At 67.2% G+C, this 21,850-nt stretch carries 20 protein-coding genes; 7 read left to right on the top strand and 13 right to left on the bottom strand.

What is annotated here, in order from left to right; genetic code table 11:
- Positions 1-10: 10 nt before the first annotated feature.
- Positions 11-871, bottom strand: coding sequence for an SDR family oxidoreductase (locus N5B55_RS23150; RefSeq protein WP_154205382.1), 861 nt, complete (start codon positions 869-871; stop codon positions 11-13).
- A gap of 158 nt (positions 872-1,029) precedes the next feature.
- On the opposite strand from N5B55_RS23150, the gene N5B55_RS23145 reads away from it, so the two are divergent.
- The 6 genes from N5B55_RS23145 to N5B55_RS23120 all read left to right on the top strand — a co-directional run bounded on the left by N5B55_RS23145 (position 1,030) and on the right by N5B55_RS23120 (position 6,097).
- Positions 1,030-1,521 carry a DUF421 domain-containing protein gene (locus tag N5B55_RS23145; RefSeq protein WP_065859206.1) on the top strand — a complete coding sequence of 164 codons (492 nt, stop codon included), beginning with the start codon at positions 1,030-1,032 and terminating at the stop codon, positions 1,519-1,521.
- A gap of 34 nt (positions 1,522-1,555) precedes the next feature.
- Positions 1,556-1,822, top strand: coding sequence for a hypothetical protein (locus tag N5B55_RS23140; protein WP_304540309.1), 267 nt, complete (start codon positions 1,556-1,558; stop codon positions 1,820-1,822).
- Positions 1,823-1,829: 7 nt separating this feature from the next.
- The gene (locus N5B55_RS23135) at positions 1,830-3,101 is read left to right on the top strand and encodes an Nramp family divalent metal transporter (RefSeq protein ID WP_304540307.1); all 1,272 of its coding nucleotides are present in this window, start codon (positions 1,830-1,832) and stop codon (positions 3,099-3,101) included.
- A gap of 98 nt (positions 3,102-3,199) precedes the next feature.
- A complete protein-coding gene (locus tag N5B55_RS23130) occupies positions 3,200-4,471 on the top strand; it encodes a zinc-dependent alcohol dehydrogenase (RefSeq protein ID WP_178961427.1) in 1,272 nt (423 codons plus the stop codon).
- Positions 4,468-5,190, top strand: a complete 723-nt coding sequence (locus N5B55_RS23125) for a PIG-L deacetylase family protein (RefSeq protein WP_304540304.1) — start codon at positions 4,468-4,470, stop codon at positions 5,188-5,190. Before N5B55_RS23130 ends, N5B55_RS23125 begins: the two co-directional genes overlap by 4 nt.
- Positions 5,174-6,097, top strand: coding sequence for a glycosyltransferase family 2 protein (locus tag N5B55_RS23120; RefSeq protein WP_154205376.1), 924 nt, complete (start codon positions 5,174-5,176; stop codon positions 6,095-6,097). Before N5B55_RS23125 ends, N5B55_RS23120 begins: the two co-directional genes overlap by 17 nt.
- A gap of 33 nt (positions 6,098-6,130) precedes the next feature.
- On the opposite strand, the gene N5B55_RS23115 is transcribed toward N5B55_RS23120, so the two are convergent.
- From N5B55_RS23115 to N5B55_RS23065, 11 genes are all read right to left on the bottom strand, one after another.
- Positions 6,131-7,153 carry a UDP-glucuronic acid decarboxylase family protein gene (locus tag N5B55_RS23115; RefSeq protein WP_304540281.1) on the bottom strand — a complete coding sequence of 341 codons (1,023 nt, stop codon included), beginning with the start codon at positions 7,151-7,153 and terminating at the stop codon, positions 6,131-6,133.
- On the bottom strand, positions 7,150-8,142 hold the full coding sequence (locus N5B55_RS23110) for a glycosyltransferase (RefSeq protein WP_304540280.1): 993 nt from the start codon (positions 8,140-8,142) through the stop codon (positions 7,150-7,152). The genes N5B55_RS23115 and N5B55_RS23110 overlap by 4 nt, the downstream gene beginning before the upstream one ends.
- Positions 8,139-9,284, bottom strand: a complete 1,146-nt coding sequence (locus N5B55_RS23105) for a glycosyltransferase family 9 protein (RefSeq protein ID WP_304540277.1) — start codon at positions 9,282-9,284, stop codon at positions 8,139-8,141. The genes N5B55_RS23110 and N5B55_RS23105 overlap by 4 nt, the downstream gene beginning before the upstream one ends.
- A complete protein-coding gene (locus N5B55_RS23100) occupies positions 9,281-10,333 on the bottom strand; it encodes a glycosyltransferase family 2 protein (RefSeq protein ID WP_304540275.1) in 1,053 nt (350 codons plus the stop codon). Before N5B55_RS23100 ends, N5B55_RS23105 begins: the two co-directional genes overlap by 4 nt.
- The gene (locus N5B55_RS23095) at positions 10,330-12,156 is read right to left on the bottom strand and encodes a carbamoyltransferase family protein (RefSeq protein ID WP_304540273.1); all 1,827 of its coding nucleotides are present in this window, start codon (positions 12,154-12,156) and stop codon (positions 10,330-10,332) included. The genes N5B55_RS23100 and N5B55_RS23095 overlap by 4 nt, the downstream gene beginning before the upstream one ends.
- Before the next feature lie 54 nt (positions 12,157-12,210).
- Positions 12,211-13,422: a lipopolysaccharide heptosyltransferase II gene (waaF, locus tag N5B55_RS23090; protein ID WP_065859189.1), complete on the bottom strand. Its 1,212-nt coding sequence runs from the start codon at positions 13,420-13,422 to the stop codon at positions 12,211-12,213.
- Positions 13,419-14,084, bottom strand: coding sequence for a D-glycero-alpha-D-manno-heptose-1,7-bisphosphate 7-phosphatase (locus N5B55_RS23085; protein WP_304540269.1), 666 nt, complete (start codon positions 14,082-14,084; stop codon positions 13,419-13,421). The genes waaF and N5B55_RS23085 overlap by 4 nt, the downstream gene beginning before the upstream one ends.
- On the bottom strand, positions 14,075-14,836 hold the full coding sequence (locus N5B55_RS23080) for an SDR family oxidoreductase (RefSeq protein WP_304540267.1): 762 nt from the start codon (positions 14,834-14,836) through the stop codon (positions 14,075-14,077). The genes N5B55_RS23085 and N5B55_RS23080 overlap by 10 nt, the downstream gene beginning before the upstream one ends.
- A 33-nt stretch (positions 14,837-14,869) precedes the next feature.
- Complete coding sequence (locus N5B55_RS23075) at positions 14,870-16,183, bottom strand: glycosyltransferase family 4 protein (RefSeq protein WP_304540265.1); 1,314 nt, start codon at positions 16,181-16,183, stop codon at positions 14,870-14,872.
- Between the two features lie 359 nt (positions 16,184-16,542).
- Complete coding sequence (locus N5B55_RS23070; RefSeq protein ID WP_369812442.1) at positions 16,543-17,112, bottom strand: hypothetical protein; 570 nt, start codon at positions 17,110-17,112, stop codon at positions 16,543-16,545.
- A 2-nt stretch (positions 17,113-17,114) separates the two neighbouring features.
- Entirely contained in the window at positions 17,115-20,033 is a 2,919-nt protein-coding gene (locus tag N5B55_RS23065; RefSeq protein WP_304540262.1) for an ABC transporter transmembrane domain-containing protein, read from the bottom strand.
- A gap of 230 nt (positions 20,034-20,263) precedes the next feature.
- Here N5B55_RS23065 and N5B55_RS23060 point away from each other — a divergent pair, with 230 nt between their 5' ends.
- Complete coding sequence (locus N5B55_RS23060) at positions 20,264-21,499, top strand: cystathionine gamma-synthase family protein (RefSeq protein ID WP_304540260.1); 1,236 nt, start codon at positions 20,264-20,266, stop codon at positions 21,497-21,499.
- 18 nt (positions 21,500-21,517) lie between these two features.
- On the opposite strand, the gene N5B55_RS23055 is transcribed toward N5B55_RS23060, so the two are convergent.
- Positions 21,518-21,844 (bottom strand): cytochrome C oxidase subunit IV family protein, encoded by a 327-nt coding sequence (locus N5B55_RS23055; RefSeq protein WP_065858452.1) that lies wholly within the window; start codon positions 21,842-21,844, stop codon positions 21,518-21,520.
- Between the last annotated feature and the right edge of the window lie 6 nt (positions 21,845-21,850).

Raw genomic sequence — 21,850 nt, 5'->3', positions numbered from 1 at the left:
AAGCGCACTGTCACCCATTGACGATCTCCCCCCCATTCGGATGCAGCGTCTGCCCCGTCATGTAACTTGCATCGGCAGATGCAAGAAAGATGTAGCAAGGCGCCACTTCATCGGGTTGGCCCGCGCGGCCCAGTGGCTCCTTGCTGCCGAATTTTGCGACGTGCTCCGCATCGAACGTGGACGGGATCAACGGTGTCCAGATCGGCCCCGGTGCTACCGCGTTCACCAGGATGTTCTTGTCCGCCAGCTGCTGCGCCAGTGAACGCGTGAACGCCACGATTGCGCCCTTGGTGGCGGCGTAGTCCACCAGATGGCCGCTGCCGCGAAACGCGGTGACCGACGTGGTCGTGATGATGCGTGCGCCTTCATGCAGGTGCGGCAGCGCGGCACGGATCAAATAGAACATCGCAAAAACGTTCGTGCGGAATGTACGTTCCAGCTGTGCTGCATCGATGTCGGCCAGGCTTTGCTGCGGGTGCTGTTCCGCCGCATTGCTCACCACGATGTCGATCTTGCCGAAGGTCGCCACGGCCTGCGTGATGACCGCGCGGGCGTGCGCCTCGTCGCCCAGGTCGCCGGCAATCGCTTCGCAGCGGCGGCCCGTCGCGCGCACGAGGCGGCAGGTCTGGTTGGCATCGTCGTGTTCGTCCAGATAGGCAATCAGCACGTCGGCGCCTTCCTTGGCGAACCCGATGGCCACCGCGCGGCCGATGCCGCTGTCGCCCCCGGTGACGATGGCCACTTTGTCGCTGAGCTTGCCGCTGCCCACGTAATTGGCCATCTCGGATTGCGGGCGTGGCGTCATGTTGGCTTCGGTGCCGGGCTGGCGGTCCTGGTGTTGGGGCGGTTGCTGTTGGGGCTGGTCAGGCATGGCGGGCTCGCTATGACGGTGTGGATACACCGGCTTGCAGCATGCGGCATGCCATTGGGCGCGCGCGTGACTTGAGTGGCGACTCTCGAGCGCATGCCGGGCGGCACGCGGCTTGCTCTGGTGGTCGAAAAGACTTCATATCCACCACGGGAGGCGCAATGGATACGCTGCTGTTCCTCTTTGGCGAAGGCAAGGATCTCAACCCGCTGCAAACCGCGATGCGTGCGGTGGTTGTGTTCGCCATCGGGCTGGCGCTGGTGCGCCTGTCGGGCCGACGCTCGTTCGGGCAGCGTGCACCGTTCGACTTTGTCGTCGCCGTATTGCTCGGGGCAACGTTGAGCCGCGCGATTGTCGGCGCGTCGCCGTTTTTGGCCACGCTGTCGGCGTCGCTCGCGCTGGTGGCCGTACACCGCATGCTGGGGTGGGCCTGCGTGCGGCTGCCCAAGCTCGATAGGCTCATTGCCGGCCGCGAACGCGAGGTGTATCGCGAAGGTCGGTTCAACCAGGGCGAGATGGATGCGGCACTCATCACCGTGGGTGATGTGCAAGAGAGCGTGCGCCAGACTTTGGGCAGCCGCACGCTGGACGATGTGGAGGCCGCCATTCTGGAGCGCAACGGACAGGTCAGCCTGATCCGCAAGCGCCGCTGAGTTCTCAAACCTGCACACCACACCGGAGCGAACCATGCGAGACAAGCAACAGAAGGAAACCCGAGAAGCCGAACAGCGTCAGGCCGATTGGGAACAGGCCGAGTCGCACCGCAAGCCTGGCGACCGGCCGGCCAATGCGGAAGCGGGCCGCACCGGCAGCACGGCACCCAAGCCGCAAAGCCGGCACGACACGCTGCGCCGCATGCGCCAGGGCGAGGTGCCGCCAGGCATCACACGCGACAAGCTGCACGACCCCGGCGAGCAGACGCCCGACGCCCCCCCGGTCGACAACCGCACCTGAGTTGCGCGTGCCAGCCGCAGACAACGTCCCGTGGTACCGCCGGCTGGGGCCCGGCTTCATCACCGGCACTGCCGATGACGATCCGAGCGGCATCGCCACCTATGCGCAGGCCGGGGCGCAGGTCGGCACGGGCATGCTGTGGACGCTGTTGCTCACGCTGCCCCTGATGATTGCCATCCAGCTCGTCAGTGCGCGCCTTGGGCGGGTGTCCGGGCAGGGCGTGGTGGCAAATATCCGGCGACACCACTCGCCTTGGCTGGCGTATGCATTCGTGGCGCTGGTTACGGTGGCCAACGTTATCAACGTCGGTGCGGACATTGTGTCCATGGGCGACAGCGTTCGGCTGCTCGTGGGCGGAGCCACCGCCTGGTATGCATGCCTCTTCGCCGTGGTGACGCTCGCACTGCAAGTCTGGATGCCGTATCGCCGCTATGCGCGCTATCTTCAATGGATTGCGTTGTCGCTGCTGGCATACGTCGCCACGGCGTTTGTCGTGAAGGTGGATTGGGCGCACGCCTTGCACGACACCGTAGTGCCGCGGATGCAGTGGTCGAAAGACTACGCGATGACGCTCGTCGCCGTCTTCGGCACCACCATCAGCCCGTATCTGTTTGTATGGCAGGCCGCAGGCGAGGTCGAAGAAACACGGCTTGCCGAAGACGAAGCGCCGCTCAAGCACGCACCCTGGCAGGCAAAGGAGCAACTGGCACGCATCCGCATCGACACGACGTTCGGGATGGCAGTGTCGGCGCTGATCGCCTTCTGCATCATGCTGACGGCTGCCTACGCGCTGCACACCCACGGCGTCACCCACATCGAAACCTGCGCACAGGCCGCCGAAGCGCTCAAGCCGGTGGCCGGCCGCTTCGCGCAGTTGTTGTTTGCCGTGGGCGTAATCGGCACGGGGCTGCTGGCCGTGCCTGTGCTGGCAGGGTCGGCCGCCTATGCCGCTGCCGAGGCCTTTGAGTGGCACAGCAGTCTGGAAGCGAAGGTGCACCACGCGCCCAAGTTCTATCTCTTCCTGACACTGGTGATGGCGGCGGCCATGGTGATGGTGTTCCTGCCGATCGAGCCCTTCAAGCTGCTGTACTGGGCGGCCGTTCTCAACGGCGTGGCGGCCACGCCCGTCATGGTCATGCTGCAGCTGATATCGCGTCGCAAGGCAGTGATGGGGCCGTTTCGCAGCTCGCCCATGCTGCACGGTACGGCCTGGGTGGCGACGTTGTGCATGTGCGCCACCACGTTGCTGTTCTTCGTGCTGGCTGCGGGAGGTTCCTGAAAAAAGGGAGTCGGTCGCGGCGCAGGCACCTGGGTTGCGTGTCTTGGGCGAAACCGCGCAGCGCGCGCGGTGTCCTGTTCACCAACCAGGGGTCAAACATGAAAGCTGTTGTATTTCACGGCATCGGCGACATCCGTCTGGAAGACGTGCCCGAGCCGACACTGCGCGAGCCGACCGACGCCATCGTGCGCCTGACGGCCAGCGCCATCTGCGGGACGGATCTGCACTTCGTGCGCGGCACCATGGCCGATGTGAAGGAGGGGCGCATCCTCGGCCACGAGGGGGTGGGCGTGGTGGAAGCACTGGGCGACGACGTGCGCAATCTGTCGATCGGCGATCGGGTGGTGATTCCGTCCACCATCGCGTGCGGCGCGTGCGCATATTGCCGTGCCGGTTACACGGCGCAATGTGATGTGGCGAACCCGCATGGGCACCTCGCCGGTACGTCGTTCTACGGCGGCCCGGAAGAGGCCGGCGGGTTTGACGGCCTGCAGGCGGAGAAGGCGCGCGTACCGTTTGCGCATGTCAACCTCGTCAAGCTGCCCGATGAGGTGTCGGACGATCAAGCCATTCTGCTGTCGGACATCTTTCCTACCGGCTACTTCGGCGCTGATCTCGCCAACATCAAACCGGGCCATACCGTTGCTGTGTTCGGCGCGGGGCCGGTCGGGCAGTTCGTAATTGCCTCGGCCAAGCTGATGGGCGCGGGGCGCATCTTTGCGGTGGACCATCTGCCGGACCGGCTGGACATGGCGCGTGCCCAAGGCGCCGAGGTGATCGATTTCGAGCGCGAGGACCCTGTGCAGGCGTTGCGCCGGCTCACCGGTGGCATTGGTGTGGATTGCGCGATCGATGCCGTGGGCGTGGACGCCCAGCATGCCGACCACGGCCCCGCACGCCCCGACGACAAGACTGCCGAGGCGTTTGCCGCCGAGCGCAAAGCCACGGCGCCGCAAGCGCGCGGCACGGGTGCCGTTTCCGATACCAACGAGAACGCACCGTGGCAAGCCGGCGATGCGCCGTCGCAAGCGCTGCGCTGGGCCGTCGAAGGCTTGGCCAAGGCCGGCACGCTGTCGATCATCGGTGTGTATCCGCCCAACGACACGACGTTCCCCATCGGCATGGCGATGAACAAGAACCTCACCGTCCGCATGGGCAATTGCAACCACCGGCGCTATCTGCCCAAGCTGGTGGAACTGGTGCGCACGGGTGCCATCGATCCGGCGACCGTGCTGTCGGTGCGCGAGCCAATGGCAGCGGCGCTCGACGCCTACCGCGCCTTCGACTCGCGCGAGCCGGGCTGGATAAAAGTCAAGCTCGACCCGCAAGCCTCTGACGGCGCTCGCACGCCAAGCGCCTCTCGGGCATGACCCGGGAACTGCACGATCGCGTCGCCAGCCTTGGGCCGGTGCTGGTGATCTCGCCGCACTTTGACGATGCGATCTTTTCGTGCGGCGGCTTGCTGGCTGCGCATCACGGCAGCCGCACGGTCACGGTGTTTGGCGGCGCGCCAACGACACCCGTCTCAACGATATGGGACCGTGACGCGGGCTTTGCCGATTCCACCGAAGCGGTGGCCGCGCGTCGGCTGGAGGACGCTCAAGCGCATGCACAAGTGAGCGCCACGGTTCAGCATCTCGCCTTCTGCGACAGCCAGTACGGGCAGACGCCCAGTGCGGCGGAGCTGGAGCGCGCGCTGCACAGGCTGGTGGAAAGACAGGTGGCGGATGCGGTGTTCGTGCCGCTGGGGCTCTTCCACAGTGACCACGTGCTCGTGCATGACGCGGCCCTGATGCTGTTGCGCAAGCTGCCGAAGCGCCTCTGGATCGGCTATGAAGACGCGCTGTACCGGCGCGGGCGCGGTGCGGTGCAGGAGCGCATCGTTGCGCTGGCAGGCCGCGGCATTGTTGCGACACCGGTGTCGCCCGTCACGGCCGTGGACGGCCGACAGAAGCGCCGCGCCGTCGCGCGTTATGCGAGCCAGTTGCGCGCCTTCGGCCCCGGCGGCGTGGACGACCTGCACCTGCCCGAGCGCTTCTGGCTGCTGGAACCCAAGGAAGGAGAAACCGATCATGCAAGCGCTGGATGACGCCCTCAGGGCCCAGGCACCGTGCTCCATCGTCGTGCTGACGTATAACCGGGCGGCCACCGTGCTGGAGACGCTTGGCAAACTTGTCATGCTCGATGAAGCGTGGCCCATCGTGGTAGTCGACAACGGCTCTACCGACGGCACTGCCGACCAGGTCGCCGCGCGCTTCCCAGACGTCACGCTCGTGCGGTTGCCGCGCAACTACGGCGCAGCCGGCCGCAACTTTGGCGTGGCCACCGTCGATACGCCTTACGTCGCCTTCTGCGATGACGACACCGCGTGGCTGCCGGGCTCGGTGGCACGGGCAGTAGACGTGCTGCAGCGGTATCCGGCCGTGGGCGTGGTGGCTGCACATGTCGTGGTCGGCCCGACGCGGCGCGACGACACCGCGTGTGAACCCATGGCTACCAGCACACTGCCCGCCGAAGGTTTGCCGGGCCCCGCGTTGCTCGGTTTCATGGCAGGGGCGTGCGTGGTTCGCGCGCGCGCGTTCACCGAGGCCGGTGGGTATCGGCGGGACCTCTTTATCGGGGGTGAAGAGAGCGTGCTCGCGCTTGATCTGGTCGACGCCGGCTGGCGCATCGTCTACTGCCGGGAGGTGGTCACGCACCACAACCCTTCGCCGGTGCGCGATGTGATGCAGCGGCGCGCCCTGCTGACGCGCAACGAGTTGCTGAGCGCCTGGCTGCGGTTGCCGCTCGACCTCGCGTGGCGGGTGACGGGTCGCGCGATCCGGGCGATGGCCGAACAGGGCGTGCTTGCAGAAGCTTTGCCTGCCGCGCTGGTACGCCTGCCGGGCACGCTGCTGCATCGGCATACCGTGCAGCCGACCACCGTGGCGCTGTGGCGGCAGATGGATGCAGACCGGCAGCGCCGCCGCGCCATCCCCACGCTGTCGATCGGCTAGCCCGATTGACGAAGAACGCCCGCGAAGGCCGAGTCAGGCCCGCGCGGGCATCGGGGCCAGGAAGAACTGCTGCCGGAAGTACTCCACCGTGCGGGCCAGCCCCACCTCCAACGCGGTGCGGGGCTCCCAGCCGAGTACCTCGCGCGCCAGTGCGATATCGGGGCAGCGCTGTGTGGGGTCATCCTGCGGCAACGGGTGGAACACCAGTTCCGAATTGGAACGCGTGCACGAGACGATCTGCCGTGCAATGTCGAGCATGCTCATCTCGACCGGGTTGCCCAGGTTAACGGGCCCCGCAACTTCCGCCGGTGTGTTCATGAGGCGGACCAGCGCATCGATCAAATCGTCCGCGTAGCAGAAGGCACGCGTTTGCCTGCCGTCGCCGTAGAGCGTGATCGGCTCGCCGGCGAGTGCCTGCATGATGAAGTTGGAGACCACCCGCCCGTCGTTCGGGTGCATGCGCGGGCCATAGGTGTTGAAGATGCGCGCCACCTTGACGTCCAGGCCATGCTGGCGGCGGTAGTCCATGAACAGCGTCTCGGCGCAACGCTTGCCCTCGTCGTAGCACGAGCGCACGCCGATGGGGTTCACGTTGCCCCAGTAGCGCTCAGTTTGCGGGTGTTCCTGCGGGTCGCCATAGACCTCGCTGGTCGACGCCTGCAGAATGCGCGCGCCCACGCGTTTGGCCAGCCCCAGCATGTTGATCGCCCCGTGTACGCTCGTCTTGGTGGTCTGCACGGGGTCGTGCTGGTAATGGATGGGGGAGGCAGGGCAGGCCAGGTTGTAGATATCGTCCACCTCCACATACAGCGGGAAGGTGACGTCGTGGCGCAGCACCTCGAACCGCGGATGCCCCAGCAGATGCGCGATGTTGCGCTTGGTGCCGGTGTAGAAGTTGTCGACGCAGAGCACATCGTGCCCGTCGCGCAGCAGGCGGTCGCACAGATGCGAGCCAAGAAAGCCCGCACCGCCCGTGACCAGCACGCGGCGCTGGTCGCGCCAGTGGTGGTGCGGTTCCGGGTGGCCGGGGTGATGTGCATCTCCGTGGTGTCTCATGCCGCCTCCTTCCTCTTTTCCATGACAGCGGCAAACGCATCCAGCCAGTCGGCGACGAAGCGGTCGATGCCGAAACGCGTACGCGCCGTCTCGCGTGCGGCGTCGCCCCAGTCGCGGGCCAGCGTCGGGTCGCGCAGCAGCGTCTGCATGACGCCGGCCAACGCATCGAGGTTGGTATCGACATAGCCGTTGTGGCCGTTGCGGATGACCGTGCTCATCTCCGTGGTGGCCAAGCCGACGATCGGCATGCCGATCGTCATGGCTTCCACCACGGCCAGGCCCAGGCTGGTGTAGCGAATCGGATTGAAGAAGAATCGGTAGCGCGCACAAAAGGCGGGCAGCGCGAGATTGCCCACCTCACCGATGCCCCCAGCCTCTTCCGCGCCCATGCCGACCAGGTCGAGCGGCACGCGCTGACGCAGCGAGTGGAACACGTCCGCACCCAGCCGGCGCCCGCGCTTGTGCAGATGATTCACGACCACGATGCCGCGCTCCAGGTCGCCGGCGTAGGTTGCCGGCGCGGGCAAGTGCACACCGTGCTCGATCACGCGTGCGGGCGTGATGCCGCTGTCCCACATCAACGCGTTGAATGGCGTCACATGCACCAGCAGCACGTTCGGGTCTTGCACCCAGTGGCGCGTATTGGTGGGGTGTTCCTGCGGCGGATCGTGTTCGAGATAGATCGTCGGCAGCGTCCGCTGTGCTGCGCTGAGCACCGACAGGCGATCGTCTTCCCACTGCGCGCGGGATTGATACAGCACGGCATCGAAATGCTGCCCCGCCACGGCATCGAACGGGACTTCGTGCACGTTGTCGCCCCAGGGCAGCGCGCCGACCTTGCCCGCATAACCGGGCGGCACGCGGCCCGACGCATCGGGCGGTCGCGTCACCAGATAGAAGTCGTGCGGCACCTGCGACAGGTAGTACAGATAGTTGCCGTGCACGTGCCAGGTCAGGATGCGCAGGCGTTGTCGCGTGGGGTGGTTCATGTGGTCGGGTTCTCGATCGGGCGGGATGCGGCTTGTGCGTCTGCCGGCTGCGACGCGTGCGATGCACGCAGGTGCACGTCGGGGTCGAAGAGCGCGGCATACGCGGCGTCGAGCACTTCATGCACCGTCACGTCGCGCGCGCATTCGTGCCCCGTGGGGCACGTCCAATGCATGCAGGGCCGGCATGGCGGGTGCGCGGCCAGCACGCGGTGCAACGTGCGGTCGGCCGGCGCCCAGCGTTCCACGTCGCTGCCGCAGGCAACGACCAGGCTGGGCGCACGCACCGCCGCCGCCACGTGCGACACGCCGGTGTCGTTGCACACCAGCAGACGTGCCAGGCGCAGCAGCGCCGCCAGCCCGCCGAGCGAGGTTTGCCCCACCACCGAAGCCGCACGCTGGCGCATGTGGCTGCGGACCTCCTCAACGAGGGCCGCCTCCGACGGTGCCCCCGTGATCACCACGTGAAAGCCGCTGACGATGAGCGTGTCCGCCACGGCCGCAAAGCGCTCCGGCCACCAGCGCCGCGTGGGCATGCGGGCACCGGGGTGCAGGCAGACGAGGCGGTCGCGGTCCAGCGCGTGGTGACGCAGCAGGGCAAGCGCTTCGGCATAGTCGTCACGCGCGAGCGGAAAATCCGGCGTGGCCCGCACCGCCGGCGCCCCCAGGTGGACCAGCAGGGCCAGCAGCCGTTGCGCCTCGGGCAACTGCGTCGGCCACGGCAGCAGCGCTGTATTGGCCTGCCGCGGGATGACGCCGTTGGGCTGAAATCCGAACACATGGTGCGCACCAAACTGCCGGACCACTTCCGTCGATTGCGGCCCGCTCCCGTGCAGCTGGATGGCAACATCCAGGCAGCGGGACCGCATCCCCGCATAGAACGCATGCGTAGCATCCGCATCGGCAGGGCCGGCTTCCGGGAATCCCTCGCCGCCCGGGAACGCGACAAAGTCGTCGAGCAGATCGGCATAGCGCGCTTGGAACTGCCGCGCCCATGGCAGCCCCACGAGCGTGATGTGCGCCTGTGGCGCAGCGGCCCGCAATGCGTGCAGGGCAGGCACTGCGCACAGCATGTCGCCCAGTTGCAAGGCGCGAAATACGGCGATGCGGCGTGCGCCGCGCAAGAGGTCGGCAGCGGGCGTCATAGGAACCAGACCCTGAAATGCCAAGCGCCGCGCATGCGCCAGTACAGCGCCAGTGGCGGGATGGCGATGGATGTCCAAAACATTTCCAGCACATGCCGCACCGTGTGGGCGGTGCCCTGCAGGCGCATGGCGGTAAAGCGCAGCGTGAGTGCCAGCCAGACCACGGCGGCCGCAGCAGCCACCCAGGGCAACTGCGCGGCCAATCCGGCCAGCGCAACCACCACCGCGGCGCCAACACCGTAGTAATGCCACGGCGGCACCGGCCGGATACGCGTGCGGTAGCGTTGCGGGTGCTTCTTGTAGAGCAGGGCGTCGTAAAACACCTTGCGCTGCTGCGACATGCTCACGCCCCACGGTGCGGGCCGCACGGGGTGATGCATCAATGCACGGGGCGCCTGCACGATGCGCCCGCCCGCATCGAGGATGCGGAACTGCAGATCGGAGTCTTCCCGCCATGCCAGCCGGAAGCGCTCGTCAAAGCCGCTGACGCGCTCCAGCATCGCGCGCCGCACGAAGCAATTGGCGGTGACGAATTCGGCGCGGGTGAGGCCGCTGGCGTCGCGCTCATAGTCCGTCGGACGCTCGGGCAGCGGCATGCGGACAGCGCCCGTGGCGGCATCGGGCGGCCCGCCGTTCTCAGCACCGGCAGCGCCCTCGGCGGTAGTCATGACGCGCCAGCCCTCCGCCAGCCACGTCGGCGCAGGGATGGTGTCGTCGTCGGTGAAGGCGATGATGTCGCCCGTGGCGGCGCGCCAGCCGCGGTTGCGTGCAGCGGCGGGGCCCTGCGTTTCGCGCACGGGCACGTACTGCACGCGCCAGCCGGGGGCGGCTGCGGCAAAGCTCTCCACGACGGCGCGGGTGGCGTCGTCCGGGCCGTCGTCGGCGACGACCAGTTCCAGCCGGTGCGCGTCAAATGTCTGTGCCAGCAAGCCGTCCAGGCAGCGTTGCAGCATCTGCGGCCGTCGCCATGTCGCAATCACGACGGACATGGCAGGGGCGCCATGCACGGCGGTCAGCGACGACACGTCAAACGGCATGGGCTGGTTCATGCGACCCCCGCCAGGCCAGGAACGCGCCGCAGCCCGTCGACATTGCGTATGGCGCCGTCTTCCTCTGTTTGCGTTGGGTCCGCGTGCGCGGCCGACTTACGCAGCAGAAAAGGCCCGATCACCAGCGCATCGAGCGGCGATGTCCAGAACGACTCCACCGCATCGCGCGGGCTGCACACCATGGGCTCGCCGCGCGTATTGAACGACGTGTTGACCAGGATCGGCACGCCGGTACGCCGCTCGAACGCGGCCAGCAGGTCGTAGTACAGCGGATGCTGGCGCCGGTTGACGGTCTGCACGCGTGCTGTGCCGTCGACGTGGCGCACAGCCGGGATCTGCGTGGCCCGTTCTTCGCGCACGTCGAAGATGAACAGCATGAACGGCGCGGTTTGCGCACCGATAAACCAGTCGGCCGCGCGCTCTTCCATCACCACCGGAGCGACGGGGCGGAAGTCCTCGCGATCCTTGATCTCGTTTAGCCGCGCCTGCATGTCGGCGGGGATGGGGGAGGCGAGGATGGACCGTGCACCCAACGCGCGCGGCCCGAACTCCATGCGCCCCTGGAACCAACCGATCACCTGCCCTTGGGCCAGCAGCTCGGCGGTCTGTTCGGCAATGTTGTCCAGGCGCTCGAATGGCAGCTTGGACCACGCGAGGAACTGCTCGATCTCTTCATCGGCATACGACGGGCCCAGATAGGCGTGGTCCATTTTCCACAGACGCTGTTTGTTGCCGCGTGTCTGGTAATCCGTCCACAACGCCGCACCGAGCGACGTGCCGGCATCGCCGGCCGCAGGTTGCACCCATACGTTTTCGAACGGGCCACGGTCGCGTATGCGCGCGTTCATCACGCAGTTGAGTGCCACGCCGCCGGCCATGGCCAGATTGCTGGCGCCGGTGGCCTGATGCAGCCATTGGCTCATCGTGAGCACGGTCTCTTCCAACACCTGCTGGAGCGAACGGGCAATGTCGAAGTGGCGCGGTTCCATCGGGCCGCCACGTTGGCGCCGCGGGCCGAAACGTTCTTCCAGCCGCAAGGGGGCCACGGTGTAGCGGCCATCGGTCTCGACCCGCACGATCTCGTGAAATGCGTCGACATAGCGTGGCTCTCCGTACGAGGCCAGCGCCATCACCTTGTATTCGTCGGACGAGCGCAGAAAGCCGAGGTAGTCCGTCACCTCTTCATAGAGGAGGCCGAGCGAGTGCGGCAGGTCCACCTGCTGCAGGCGCGTGTATTCGCCGTTGCGGAAGAGGCCGTAGGACGTGGTGGCGCGCTCGCCCCGGCCATCCATGGTGAGCACGGCGCAGTCGTCGAATGGTGCGGCCAGAAACGCACTGGCCTCGTGTGCCAGGTGGTGCTCGACAAACGACCAGCGGAACGGCCCGGTGTGTGTGACGTTGGCGAAGCGCGCCTGCAGATGATGCGGTGCGCCGTCGGCCAGCTGGCGCGGGGCGTTCAGCACATAAGAGAGAAAAAGCGGGTCCCACGGTGCGGCGCCGGGCGGCAGGTCCAACTGCGCCGAAGGCTGCAGCGGCAGCGCGATATGGGTCTGCGCCTGCAGATCTGTCAGCAGCGCAGGGTCGAGCGAATAGGCGACCTGATCCACGCGCGCCAGATCGATGCCGGCCTCGGCCAGGCAGTAATCGATGGCGTGATACGGCAGCTGCCAGGTGGAAAACGGCACGGGCCGCTTGCCGTGCTTGACGTGGGTGAAGCGTTCGTCTTCAGCGGCGGCAATCACCACACCGTCACGCACCAGCGTGGCGGAAGAGTCGTGATACGCCGCGTTGATGCCGAGGGTGTAGAGCGGTTTGGCTTCCATGCGGGGGCTCCGTCAATCGGTTCAGTCAGGTGAAGTCATGTGCCACGGCCACGCTCAGGTGACCGGCGTCGGCGTATTCGATACAGACAACCCAGACCCAGCGGGCGCGCGCCACAGCGTCTGGGCCACGCGCGACGACTGCCACAACGGGTGCGCGGCCGCGACCACTTCCTCTTCCGTCACACCGGTCAGGCACGCCTGATGGCCGAGCGGGCACACGCTGCGGTAGCAATAGCGGCACGGCACCTGATGCGAGAGCACTGCATGCGGCACGGCCCACGGCGTGTGCTGCGGATTGGTCAGCGCATAGAGATCGACCACCGGTGTTTGCGTGGCTGCGGCCAGATGCACGGGCCCGCTGTTGTTGGAGACCAGCAGCGCCGCGCCTTCAATGAGTGCGGCCAGCTCCCCCAGCGCGAGCGCACCCGCCAGGTTCAGCACGCGCTGCCCGGCGATCAGCCCCGGTAGGCACACCTGCTGCACCAGTTCCGCTTCGGCCGGCGCACCGGTTACCAGCACTGGACACCCATAGCGGTTTGCGAGCGTGCACGCGATCTGCGCGAAGCGATCGGGCGGATAGCGGCGCGATGCCGCCGTCGCGCCCGGGTGCAGCACGATCCACGGCGCATCCGTGCTCACGCCTCGCTTGGCCAGTTTGGCGCGAACGGCATCCCGGTCCGCCGGGCGTACGTTGAAGCGCAGACGATGCGGCAGATCCGCGGCCACATCGGTCACGTGCTGCACGAGGTCCAGCTGACGGCGCACCTCGTGGCGCACGTCGCCCGGCGCGGTGGCTGCAATGCGCGCGTCAGGGTCGGCGATCCAGTCCGACAGCAGCGCGTACGGATTCTCGCGGCAATGCGCGAGGCGCAGCGGAATGCCCGCCAGAAAGCACAGCATGGCGGCCGGCAACGGGTTCTGCGTATGCACGGTAAAGATGACCGCCGCGTCGAATGCGCCGTCGCGCAGAGTGTCCACCAGGGCGGAGGTCTGCTCGGGGTCGGCCGCGGTGGCGTGCTTGGCCCACGGCACATCGCAGACGATCACGTCGTCAATGTCGGACAGATGCGGCGCCGCCGTGGCGCCCGATCGCGAGGTCAGCAGCGTGAGGTGACGGCTCGGTCCGCGGGCGTGCTCGTCGGCTTTGAGCGCATGGAAGGCCGGCGTGGTCATGACCACGTCGCCCAGGTTGTCGGGCCGCACGCACAGGATGCGGCTCGCGTTGGCCCACACGGCGCGGCGTTCGGGGATGCCGGCCGCGATCATGCCGGCGCCCCCAGGTGTTGTGCAGACGGTGTGGGCGCTGTGTGCGAAACGTGCGAGACGTGCGAGACGTGCGCAAGCGGGCGCGTTTGCGCAATCACGATGGCGGCAGCCTCGTCAAAGCGGCCGACGACGTAGTCCGGCACGCGCAGCGGCCCGGGCTGCCAGCGGGTCTCGTTGCCGTTGGCGATGAGGATGGTCTGGCAGCCCGCACGGCGGCCGGCTTCGACATCGTTGAGGATGTCGCCGATCATCCACGAGCCTTCCAGCGCGAGGCCGTGCCCAGCGGCGGCCTGGCGCAACATGCCATCGGCCGGCTTGCGGCACGGGCATTGGATGCTGCCGTCGGCGGCGGGCGCATGCGGGCAGAAGTAGAAGCCCCCCAGCGTGGCACCGTGCAGCGCGAACAACTCGCCGAGCCGCTGCGCTACACCTTCGAGCGCATGCTCGGGAAAGTAGCCCAGCGCAACGCCCGGCTGATTGCTCACCACGATGAGCGGCAAGCCCGTGGCGCCCAACAGCCGCAAACCGTCGCCCGCGCCCGGGGCCAACGCAATGCGTGCCGGGTCGACGTTGTAGGGCACGTCTTCCAGCAGCGTGCCGTCCTTGTCCAGAAAGACGGCCGGGCCCGGCCGCGGCCGTAACGGCCCGCACATCAGGGCCATGACGTCTCCCGCATCGGCAGAACCATCACCTCTGGGATGACAGTCTCGGGCGGCTGCAGCAGCACGAAGCGCACGGCGGCGGCCACGTTGGCCGGGTCCTGCAAGTTGTTCACGTCGATATCAGGAAAGCGGTCCAGCAGGAAAGGCGTGCGCATGCCGCCGGCAATCACGGCAGAGACCTTGATGCCGTGCGGGCGCAGCTCGGCATGCAGGGCATGCGACAGCCCCAGCAGCCCCCATTTGGTGGCGTGATAGACCGACGCATTCGGCCACGCGCGGCGCGATGCCGTCGAGGCGATGTTGACAATGGCGCCGCTCGCGCGTTTGCGCATCAGCACGCTGGCGTGCTTGGCGAGCAGGAACGGGCCGCGCAGGTTCGTGCGCACCACGCGGTCCCAGTCTTCGACGTTCAGTTCGTCAATGGGCAGCGTGATATCGATGGCCGCGTTGTTGATGACGGCATCCACGCGGCCAAAGCGGTCGGCCACTTCATCGAGCGCGCTGCGCACGGCGGCTTCGTCGCCCACGTCCAGCGCAATGGCGTGCGACTGGCTGCCCTCGGTGATCAGCTCGGCGGCGGTGCGGTCAGCGGTGCCGGCATCGTAGTCGGTGGCGACCACCGTCGCCCCTTCGGCGGACAGCACGCGGCTGATGGCGGCGCCGAGCCCGCGCCCCGCGCCGGTCACGATGATGACCTGGTCGCGCAGGGTGGGTGTGGTGCTGGAATTGGAGTTCAAATCGGTCTGGGTCATGGCGGCGTGAGACGCGAGAGTGGAAAAAACAAGTCAGGCCGCAAGCCCCGCCAGCGCAGCAGTGTGGGTGGCGGGCGCGGCAGCGGTCATGCGGCCCATGGCGCGCGCGTGCGTGTCGATGGCCTTGAGGTAGGCGCGCTCGAGTTGTCCTGCGACGCCCAGCCACGTGTAGAGCATGCGGGCGCGCACCAGCCCGGCCTGGCCGAACTCGCGGCACACTTCGGGCTGCTGGATCAGCTGCAGCAGTCGGCCGGCCAGGGCCTGCGGGTCTTTTGGCGGGACGAGGAAACCGGTGCGCTCATGTCGCACGGTCGAGCGGATGCCTCCCACGTCTGCGCCGATCACCGCGCGTCCACAGGCCATGGCCTCGACCGGCGTGATGCCGAAGGGCTCGTACCAAGGCGTGCTGACGAACACATCGCAGGCGCTGTACCAGGTGCGCAGGTCGGCGCGGCCGCGCTTGCCGACGAAGGTGGTCTGTGCGGTCACACCGGCGCGCTCGGCAATGCCCTGCAGGCGGCCGAGTTCTGGTGTGGCGGCCACGTCCGGCACGACGGTGTTGCCGCCCACCACATACAGGCGCACGCGCTTGCGCGCGTCGGGCGGCAGCTTGCCGATGGCCTCGATGACGTTGTCCACGCCCTTGCGCGCCACCATGCGGCCTAGCTGCAGCACGACAAACGCATCGGCCGGCACGCCCAGGCGGCGTCGCGCTTCGGCGCGGTCGATGGGCGCGAATTCCGCGGCGTCAAATCCGCACGGAACAACATCGATCTGCTCGGGGCGGGCGCGGTAGAGCGTTTCCAAATCGGCCTGATCCTGCGGGCATTCGGCGATCACGCGATCGGCGCGTTGCACCAGCGTCTCTTCGATCGCGAAGCGCGCATCCGGAAAACCGTCGGCGCTGCCCTGGTGCAGCCGGCGCACGCGACCCAGCGCGTGAAAGGTCATGACCAGCGGCAGGTGCAGCCGTGTGGACGCCGCCAGCGATGCAAGACCCGACATGAAGAAATTGGCATGGATGACGTCGTAGGCGTCGCCGCTGGCCTGGGCGCGCGCGCAATGGTTCAGCAGGTGGCGGCCGAAGGCGTGCATGTGCGGCAGGAGCGCTTCCTTGGGCAGTACGGCGGCGGGGCCGGCCGGTACGTGGACGACACGGCATCCGTCGCCAAACGGCACCACCTCCGGGTCCAACGGACGCTCGCGGCGCGTGAAGACATCGACACGATGGCCCAGCCGTGCGAGCTGGCGCGCGACATGGCGCACGTAGACGTTTTGTCCGCCGCAGTCGACACCGCCCAAGTCGGCGAGTGGCGACGCATGTTCACTGACCATGGCGATGCGCATGTCGTTTCTCCTCGTATCGTCGCGGCCTGTGGTGATGAGGTGTTCAGAAGCCACGTGCGAAGAGCATCAGCAGTCGGCGTGCCATGAAGCGCAACCTTGTGCCGTAAGGCGTTCCCATGAGGAGAAAGGAGCGAACCCCCGGAAGCGCGTTTCGCTTGTCCGGACAAGCGCTTGCGGGATGCGAAGCGCTGGTGGTGCTTCAGCCGTGCGTATAGCGTGGCGCGCCGTAGCTGCGCGCCCTTGAACGCGCCGCCGTTGAGCGATCGGGCAATTCTTACGCGGCGTACAAGGAGAAACGGCGCGACGATGGCATCACGCCCGTCGCGCCGCGCGGCGATGAAGCGATTGAAGAGACGGCCTCAGGCGAGCCGTAGCGTGCCCCCGGTGGCCGCTGCAGCTTGCTTGGCGATCGCGCGCAGGCACGCCGCCACCACATGTGCAAAGGCTTCGTCATAGAACGGAAGCGCGCCGCTCACCCCGACCACGATGCCGTCCAGCACGGCGCTGCCCCACAGGTTGGTGTCGCACGCGCGCAGCACGTGCGGGCGCAAGCTCTGCAGCGCATGCGTGCTCATGCCGTGCTGCCACGCCAGCCGCGCCTTGGCGCGCGCGTAAGCGGCGTAGTCCGCATCCCATTGCGCGCGGTCGCCCACCGAATATTCGTAGACCACGGCTTCATCAAAGGCGCACTCCGCCGGCAAGCGTGCGGGGTCCATCACCACGATATGCAGGAAGCCGCTGTCGCCCACTTCCTGTGGCCGTGTCATCGCCTGCGTGATGAGCGGCAGCGCCATCTCCACGGCGCGGCGCGCGGCGGCTGCGCCGGCAAAGTGCGAGGTGGGCTGTTGCGTTGGCGTCTGCGGTGCCTGTGGTTCCTGTGGTTGCAGCGTTTCCTGTGCGGAGGCGGGAGGATCGAAATCGGCCAGCATGGTTATGGAGACTCCTGGGCTGATTGGAGGGAAACGGAGGCGTGCGATTCACGCGCGGGCGCACGTCGCGCGCGGATGACGCTGAGGATGGCGGTGACCAGCTCGCCGTGTTCGGTGGGCTTGGCCAGATGCAGCTGGAAGCCGGCCAGCAGCGCGCGCGTGCGGTCTTCCGGGCGGTCGTAGCCGGAGAGCGCGATCGCGGGGAGCCGGGCATCGAGCGGCATGTCGCGCTCGCTCTCCAGCAGGCGCACGTTGCGCAACAGCGCGTAGCCGTCTTCATCGTCACCCAGCGCGATGTCGGAGATCAGCACATCGGGCCAAGAGTTGCTCGGCGCGGCGCGCAAGGCCGCGAGGGCGGGCTTGGCAGCGCCATACGCGGTGACGGTGGCGCCGTAGTCTTCCAATAGCAGCTGCAGGATTTCGCGTGCGTCCTCCTGGTCATCGACGATGAGCACGTGCACGCCGGACAGCGCATCCGGCGGCGGCAGTGCCGTGCGCTCGGCCCGCGGCGCCTGCGGCGCGGCGGTCGGCGCGGCCTCGCCCGGCGCGGGCGCAAGCGGCGCCACGGCGCGGATCGGGAAGTCCATCACATATGTGGTGCCGTCACCGTGGGGCAGCGGCACGACGGCAAAGCGGCCGCCATGTTGTTCCACAACGGAGCGGATCCACAATGGGTCGAGCGTGGCTGCGGGTGTGGGCGCCGTGTCTTGCGCGGCGCTCGCCAGCGCGGTGTCGAACGTGCGTGGTTCCTGCCGCAGCGGCGCGAGCGGCTCCACCGGGTCCAGCACGTCGAACGGAGCGGGCGCCGGCGCGGTTGCCGACGGCCCAAAAGCCGACAGGGCGGCGTCGGGTTCCATCTCAGCGGGTGTATGCGAGGCGGTGGGAATGGCGGCCGCCGCCACCGCCGGTATGGCAATCGTGTCGGTCACGCGCAACTGCGCCATGCCTTCCACGCGCTCCAGCACGATCTCGATGCGGCTGCCCGGGTGGCTGGCCAGCACGGCGTGGCTCAGCACATCGCCCACGATGCCCTGCAGGCGGCTCGGGTCGCCCGTGATGCTCGGCGTTTCCGAGCGGATCACGGAATACACGGTGATGCGGCGTGCATCGATGGCTTCGCGCAGGCCGTCGAGCACGCTCACCACCAGTGCGACCAGGTTGATCGGCTGCTGTGCCAGTCGATGCTGAGCCTGTTCCAGGTCGGACTGTTGACGTTGCAGCGTCCAGAGCTGGGCGTAGACGCCGTTGGCGGCCAACAGGTCGGTATGGCGGCCGCGCTCGACAATGCGGCCTTTTTCCAGCACGACGATTTCGTGCGCGTCCACCACCGTGGAGAGCCGGTGCGCAATCACCAGCGTCGTGCGGTGTGCAGAGAGCCGATCCAGTTCGCGCTGGATGGCGCGTTCGGAGCGGGTGTCGAGTGCCGACGTCGCCTCGTCGAAGATCAGGATCGACGGGTTCTTCAGCAGTGCCCGCGCAATGGCAATGCGCTGCTTTTCACCGCCCGACAGCTTGAGCCCGCGCTCGCCGACCATGGTCTGGTAGCCCTCAGGCAGCGCGGCGATGAAGTCGTGCACATAGGCCGCGCGCGCCGCCTCGATCACCTCGGCCATCGTCGCGCCTTCGCGCCCGTAGGCGATGTTGTAGGCGATAGTGTCGTTGAAGAGGATGGTGTCTTGCGGGACGATGCCGATGGCGCGGCGCACGCTGTCTTGCGTCACCACGCGCAGGTCTTGCCCGTCGATGGACACGCGCCCCGCCCACGGGTCGTAAAAGCGCAGCAGCAGCCGCGCCAGCGTCGACTTGCCCGAGCCGCTGCCGCCCACCACGGCCACCGTGTGGCCCGCAGGAATGCGCAGCGAGAGATCATGCAGGATGGGCCGCGTGTTCTCGTAGCTGAAATCGACGTGATCGAATTGCACCTCGCCCTGCGTCACGCGCAGCGGTGCGCCGCCGGGCAGGTCCACCACGTCGGCCCGTTGTTCAAGCAGTTGGAACAGGCGCTCCGCATTGATGGCGGCGTCCTTTGCTTCGCGGAACATGAAGCCCAGCGCGTTGAGCGGCAGGCATACCTGGATGATGTACGCGTTGATCAGCACGAGATCGCCCACCGACAGCACACCGCGCGTCACGTCCTGCCCGGCCAGCAGCATGACGGTCGCTACACCGCCGGCAATGACGCCGCTTTGCGACACATGCAGCAGTGACAATGCGCGCTGGTTGGCGACGGCCGTCTCGATGCGCTGGCGCAGGATGTCGCGGTAGCGGTGGGCCTCGAAGCGCTCGCTGGTGTAGACCTTCACGGCCTCGTGATTGAGCATGCTGTCGAGCAGCCGGCTGCCGGCCATCGAGTCGAACTCGTTCATCTGCCGCTGCAGGCGCACGCGGCGTCGCGTGAGCAGCACGGTGGCCGTGCAATAGGCCGCAAACGTGGCCACGATGGTGAGGAGATACCACCCGCTGTAACGGCTCATCATGATGATCAGCACGGAGCCGATCTCCACCATGGTCGGCAGGATCGTGAACAGCGCGACACCCAGCAAGAACTCGATGCCGGTGGTGCCACGTTCCACATCGCGGATCAGCCCGCCCGTCTGCCGGCTTGCATGAAAGCGCGGTCCGAGCTGGTGCAGGTGCTCGAAGGCCTGTGCCATGAAGCCCGCCACCGTAGGCTGCGACACGCGCGAGAACACCATGTCGCGCAGCTCGCCGAACAGCGTGCCGCCAAAGCGCAGCACCGCATAGGCCAGCAGCAGGAAGGCGGGAAATACACGTGCCCGCGTGGCATCGCCAAAGCCGTCGACGATCCACTTGAGCACGATCGGCACGCCCACCGCGCACAGCTTGGCGAGCACCAGCAGCCCCACGGCCACCAGCACGCGCTTGCGGTAGCGCCAGATGGCGCGCCACAACGCGCCCACGATCCGCTGCTGGAGGCTCGATGCCTCAGCAGGATGGGAAGGAGGGGAGGATGCAGGAGATGGGCTCGTCACCAGGCGTGGAATCCGGTCGGTCTTGCAACGCGAGGTGGGACGCAAGCCACGTTCCACGCCCGGCCGGCTTCCGGCGCCCAGGTGGCCCCGGAATCGCGCGATAATGCAGAACTTTCCTGCCGTTTCCTGCTGTTTCCTGCCTTTCTGCTGCCCCCGCCATGACCGGACTGACCACCGCCCTCCTGCACGCCGACCGCGAAGCCGGCGTCGAGCACTACGCCATCCACAAGCCGCTGCACACGTCCACCACGTACGGCTATACCGATACGCGCGAGCTAATCGACGTGTTCCAGGGTAAGCCCGGCTACACCTACGCGCGCCAGGGCAACCCCACCACGGCCGCTCTGGAAGCCAAGATCACGATGATGGAATCCGGTGTCGCCACCGCGTGCTTCGCCACCGGCATGGCGGCCATCATGGCGGTGTTTTCCACCATGCTCCGCGCCGGCGACCACGTGGTCTCCAGCGCCTTCCTGTTCGGCAATACCAACAGCGTGTTCGAAACGCTGCGCAACCTGGGTGTGGAAGTGACATTCGTCGATGCCACGTCTGCCCAGGCTGTGGCCGACGCCGTGCAGCCGAACACGCGCCTCGTCTTTGTGGAGACCATTGCGAACCCCCGCACGCAGGTGGCGGATCTGAAGGGCATTGGCGATATCTGCAAGGCACGCGGCCTGATCTACGTGGTCGACAGCACGATGACCTCGCCGTGGCTGTTCCGCGCGCGCGACGCACAGGCCAGCCTGGTTGTGCATTCGCTGTCCAAGTACATCGGCGGGCACGGTAACGCGCTGGGCGGCGCGGTGGTGGATACGGGCCTGTTCGACTGGGCGGCCTACCCGAACATCTATCCGGCCTACCGCAAGGCCAAGCCGGAAATGCAGGGCATTCAGCAGATCCGCAAGAAGGGCCTGCGTGACCAGGGCGCGACCTTGATTGCCGATGCCGCGCACCGCATTGCCGTGGGCGCCGAAACGATGGCCCTGCGCGTTGACCGCACCTGCAGCAACGCGCTGGCGCTGGCCCGCACGCTGGCCGCGCACCCGAAGGTGGCACGTGTGTACTACCCCGGCCTGCCGCAGCACCCCCAGCACGCCCGCGCCACCGAGCTGTTCCGCCACTACGGCGGCCTGCTGAGCTTCGAACTGGTGGACGGCGCTGATTTCGTCGACATGCTCGACCACCTGCGCTACGCCGTGCGTGCCACGCACCTGGGTGATACGCGCACGCTGGTGATTCCGGTGGCGCCGACCATCTACTGGGAAATGGGCGCCGAGCGCCGCGCGTCGATGGGCATTGCCGATTCGCTCGTACGCGTGTCGGTCGGCATTGAGGACGAGGCCGATCTGGTGGCGGACTTCACCCAGGCGCTGGATGCGACGGCCGTTGCTTGACGGCGAGCTGAACGGCGCTCAATGGAAGAAGAGGGCGCGCATCCCAAAGGTGTGATGCGCTTCCGCGGCCATCAATACCATCAGCACGAGCAACGCCAACGGCGGCATCAGGATGGCGTACACCAGTGCCAGCCGCTCCCACATCATGTGCATGAACACGGAGACGATCAGCCCGGCCTTGGCGATCATGAACACGATGATCAGCGTCCAGCGCATCAGCCCCTGCACGTGGAAATAATCGACCAGGTACGACATCGTGCTCAGCACGAACAACAGGCCCCAGATCTTCAGGTAGATGCCGATGGGGTGTTGTTGCCCGTGGGCAGAGGGTTGCGTGTGGTCCATGACAGG

Source organism: Ralstonia pickettii (genome assembly GCF_030582395.1).
Lineage (GTDB): Bacteria > Pseudomonadota > Gammaproteobacteria > Burkholderiales > Burkholderiaceae > Ralstonia > Ralstonia pickettii_D.
The sequence above is the reverse complement of the archived record's forward strand: the minus strand, read 5'-3'. Positions and strand labels throughout refer to the sequence as shown.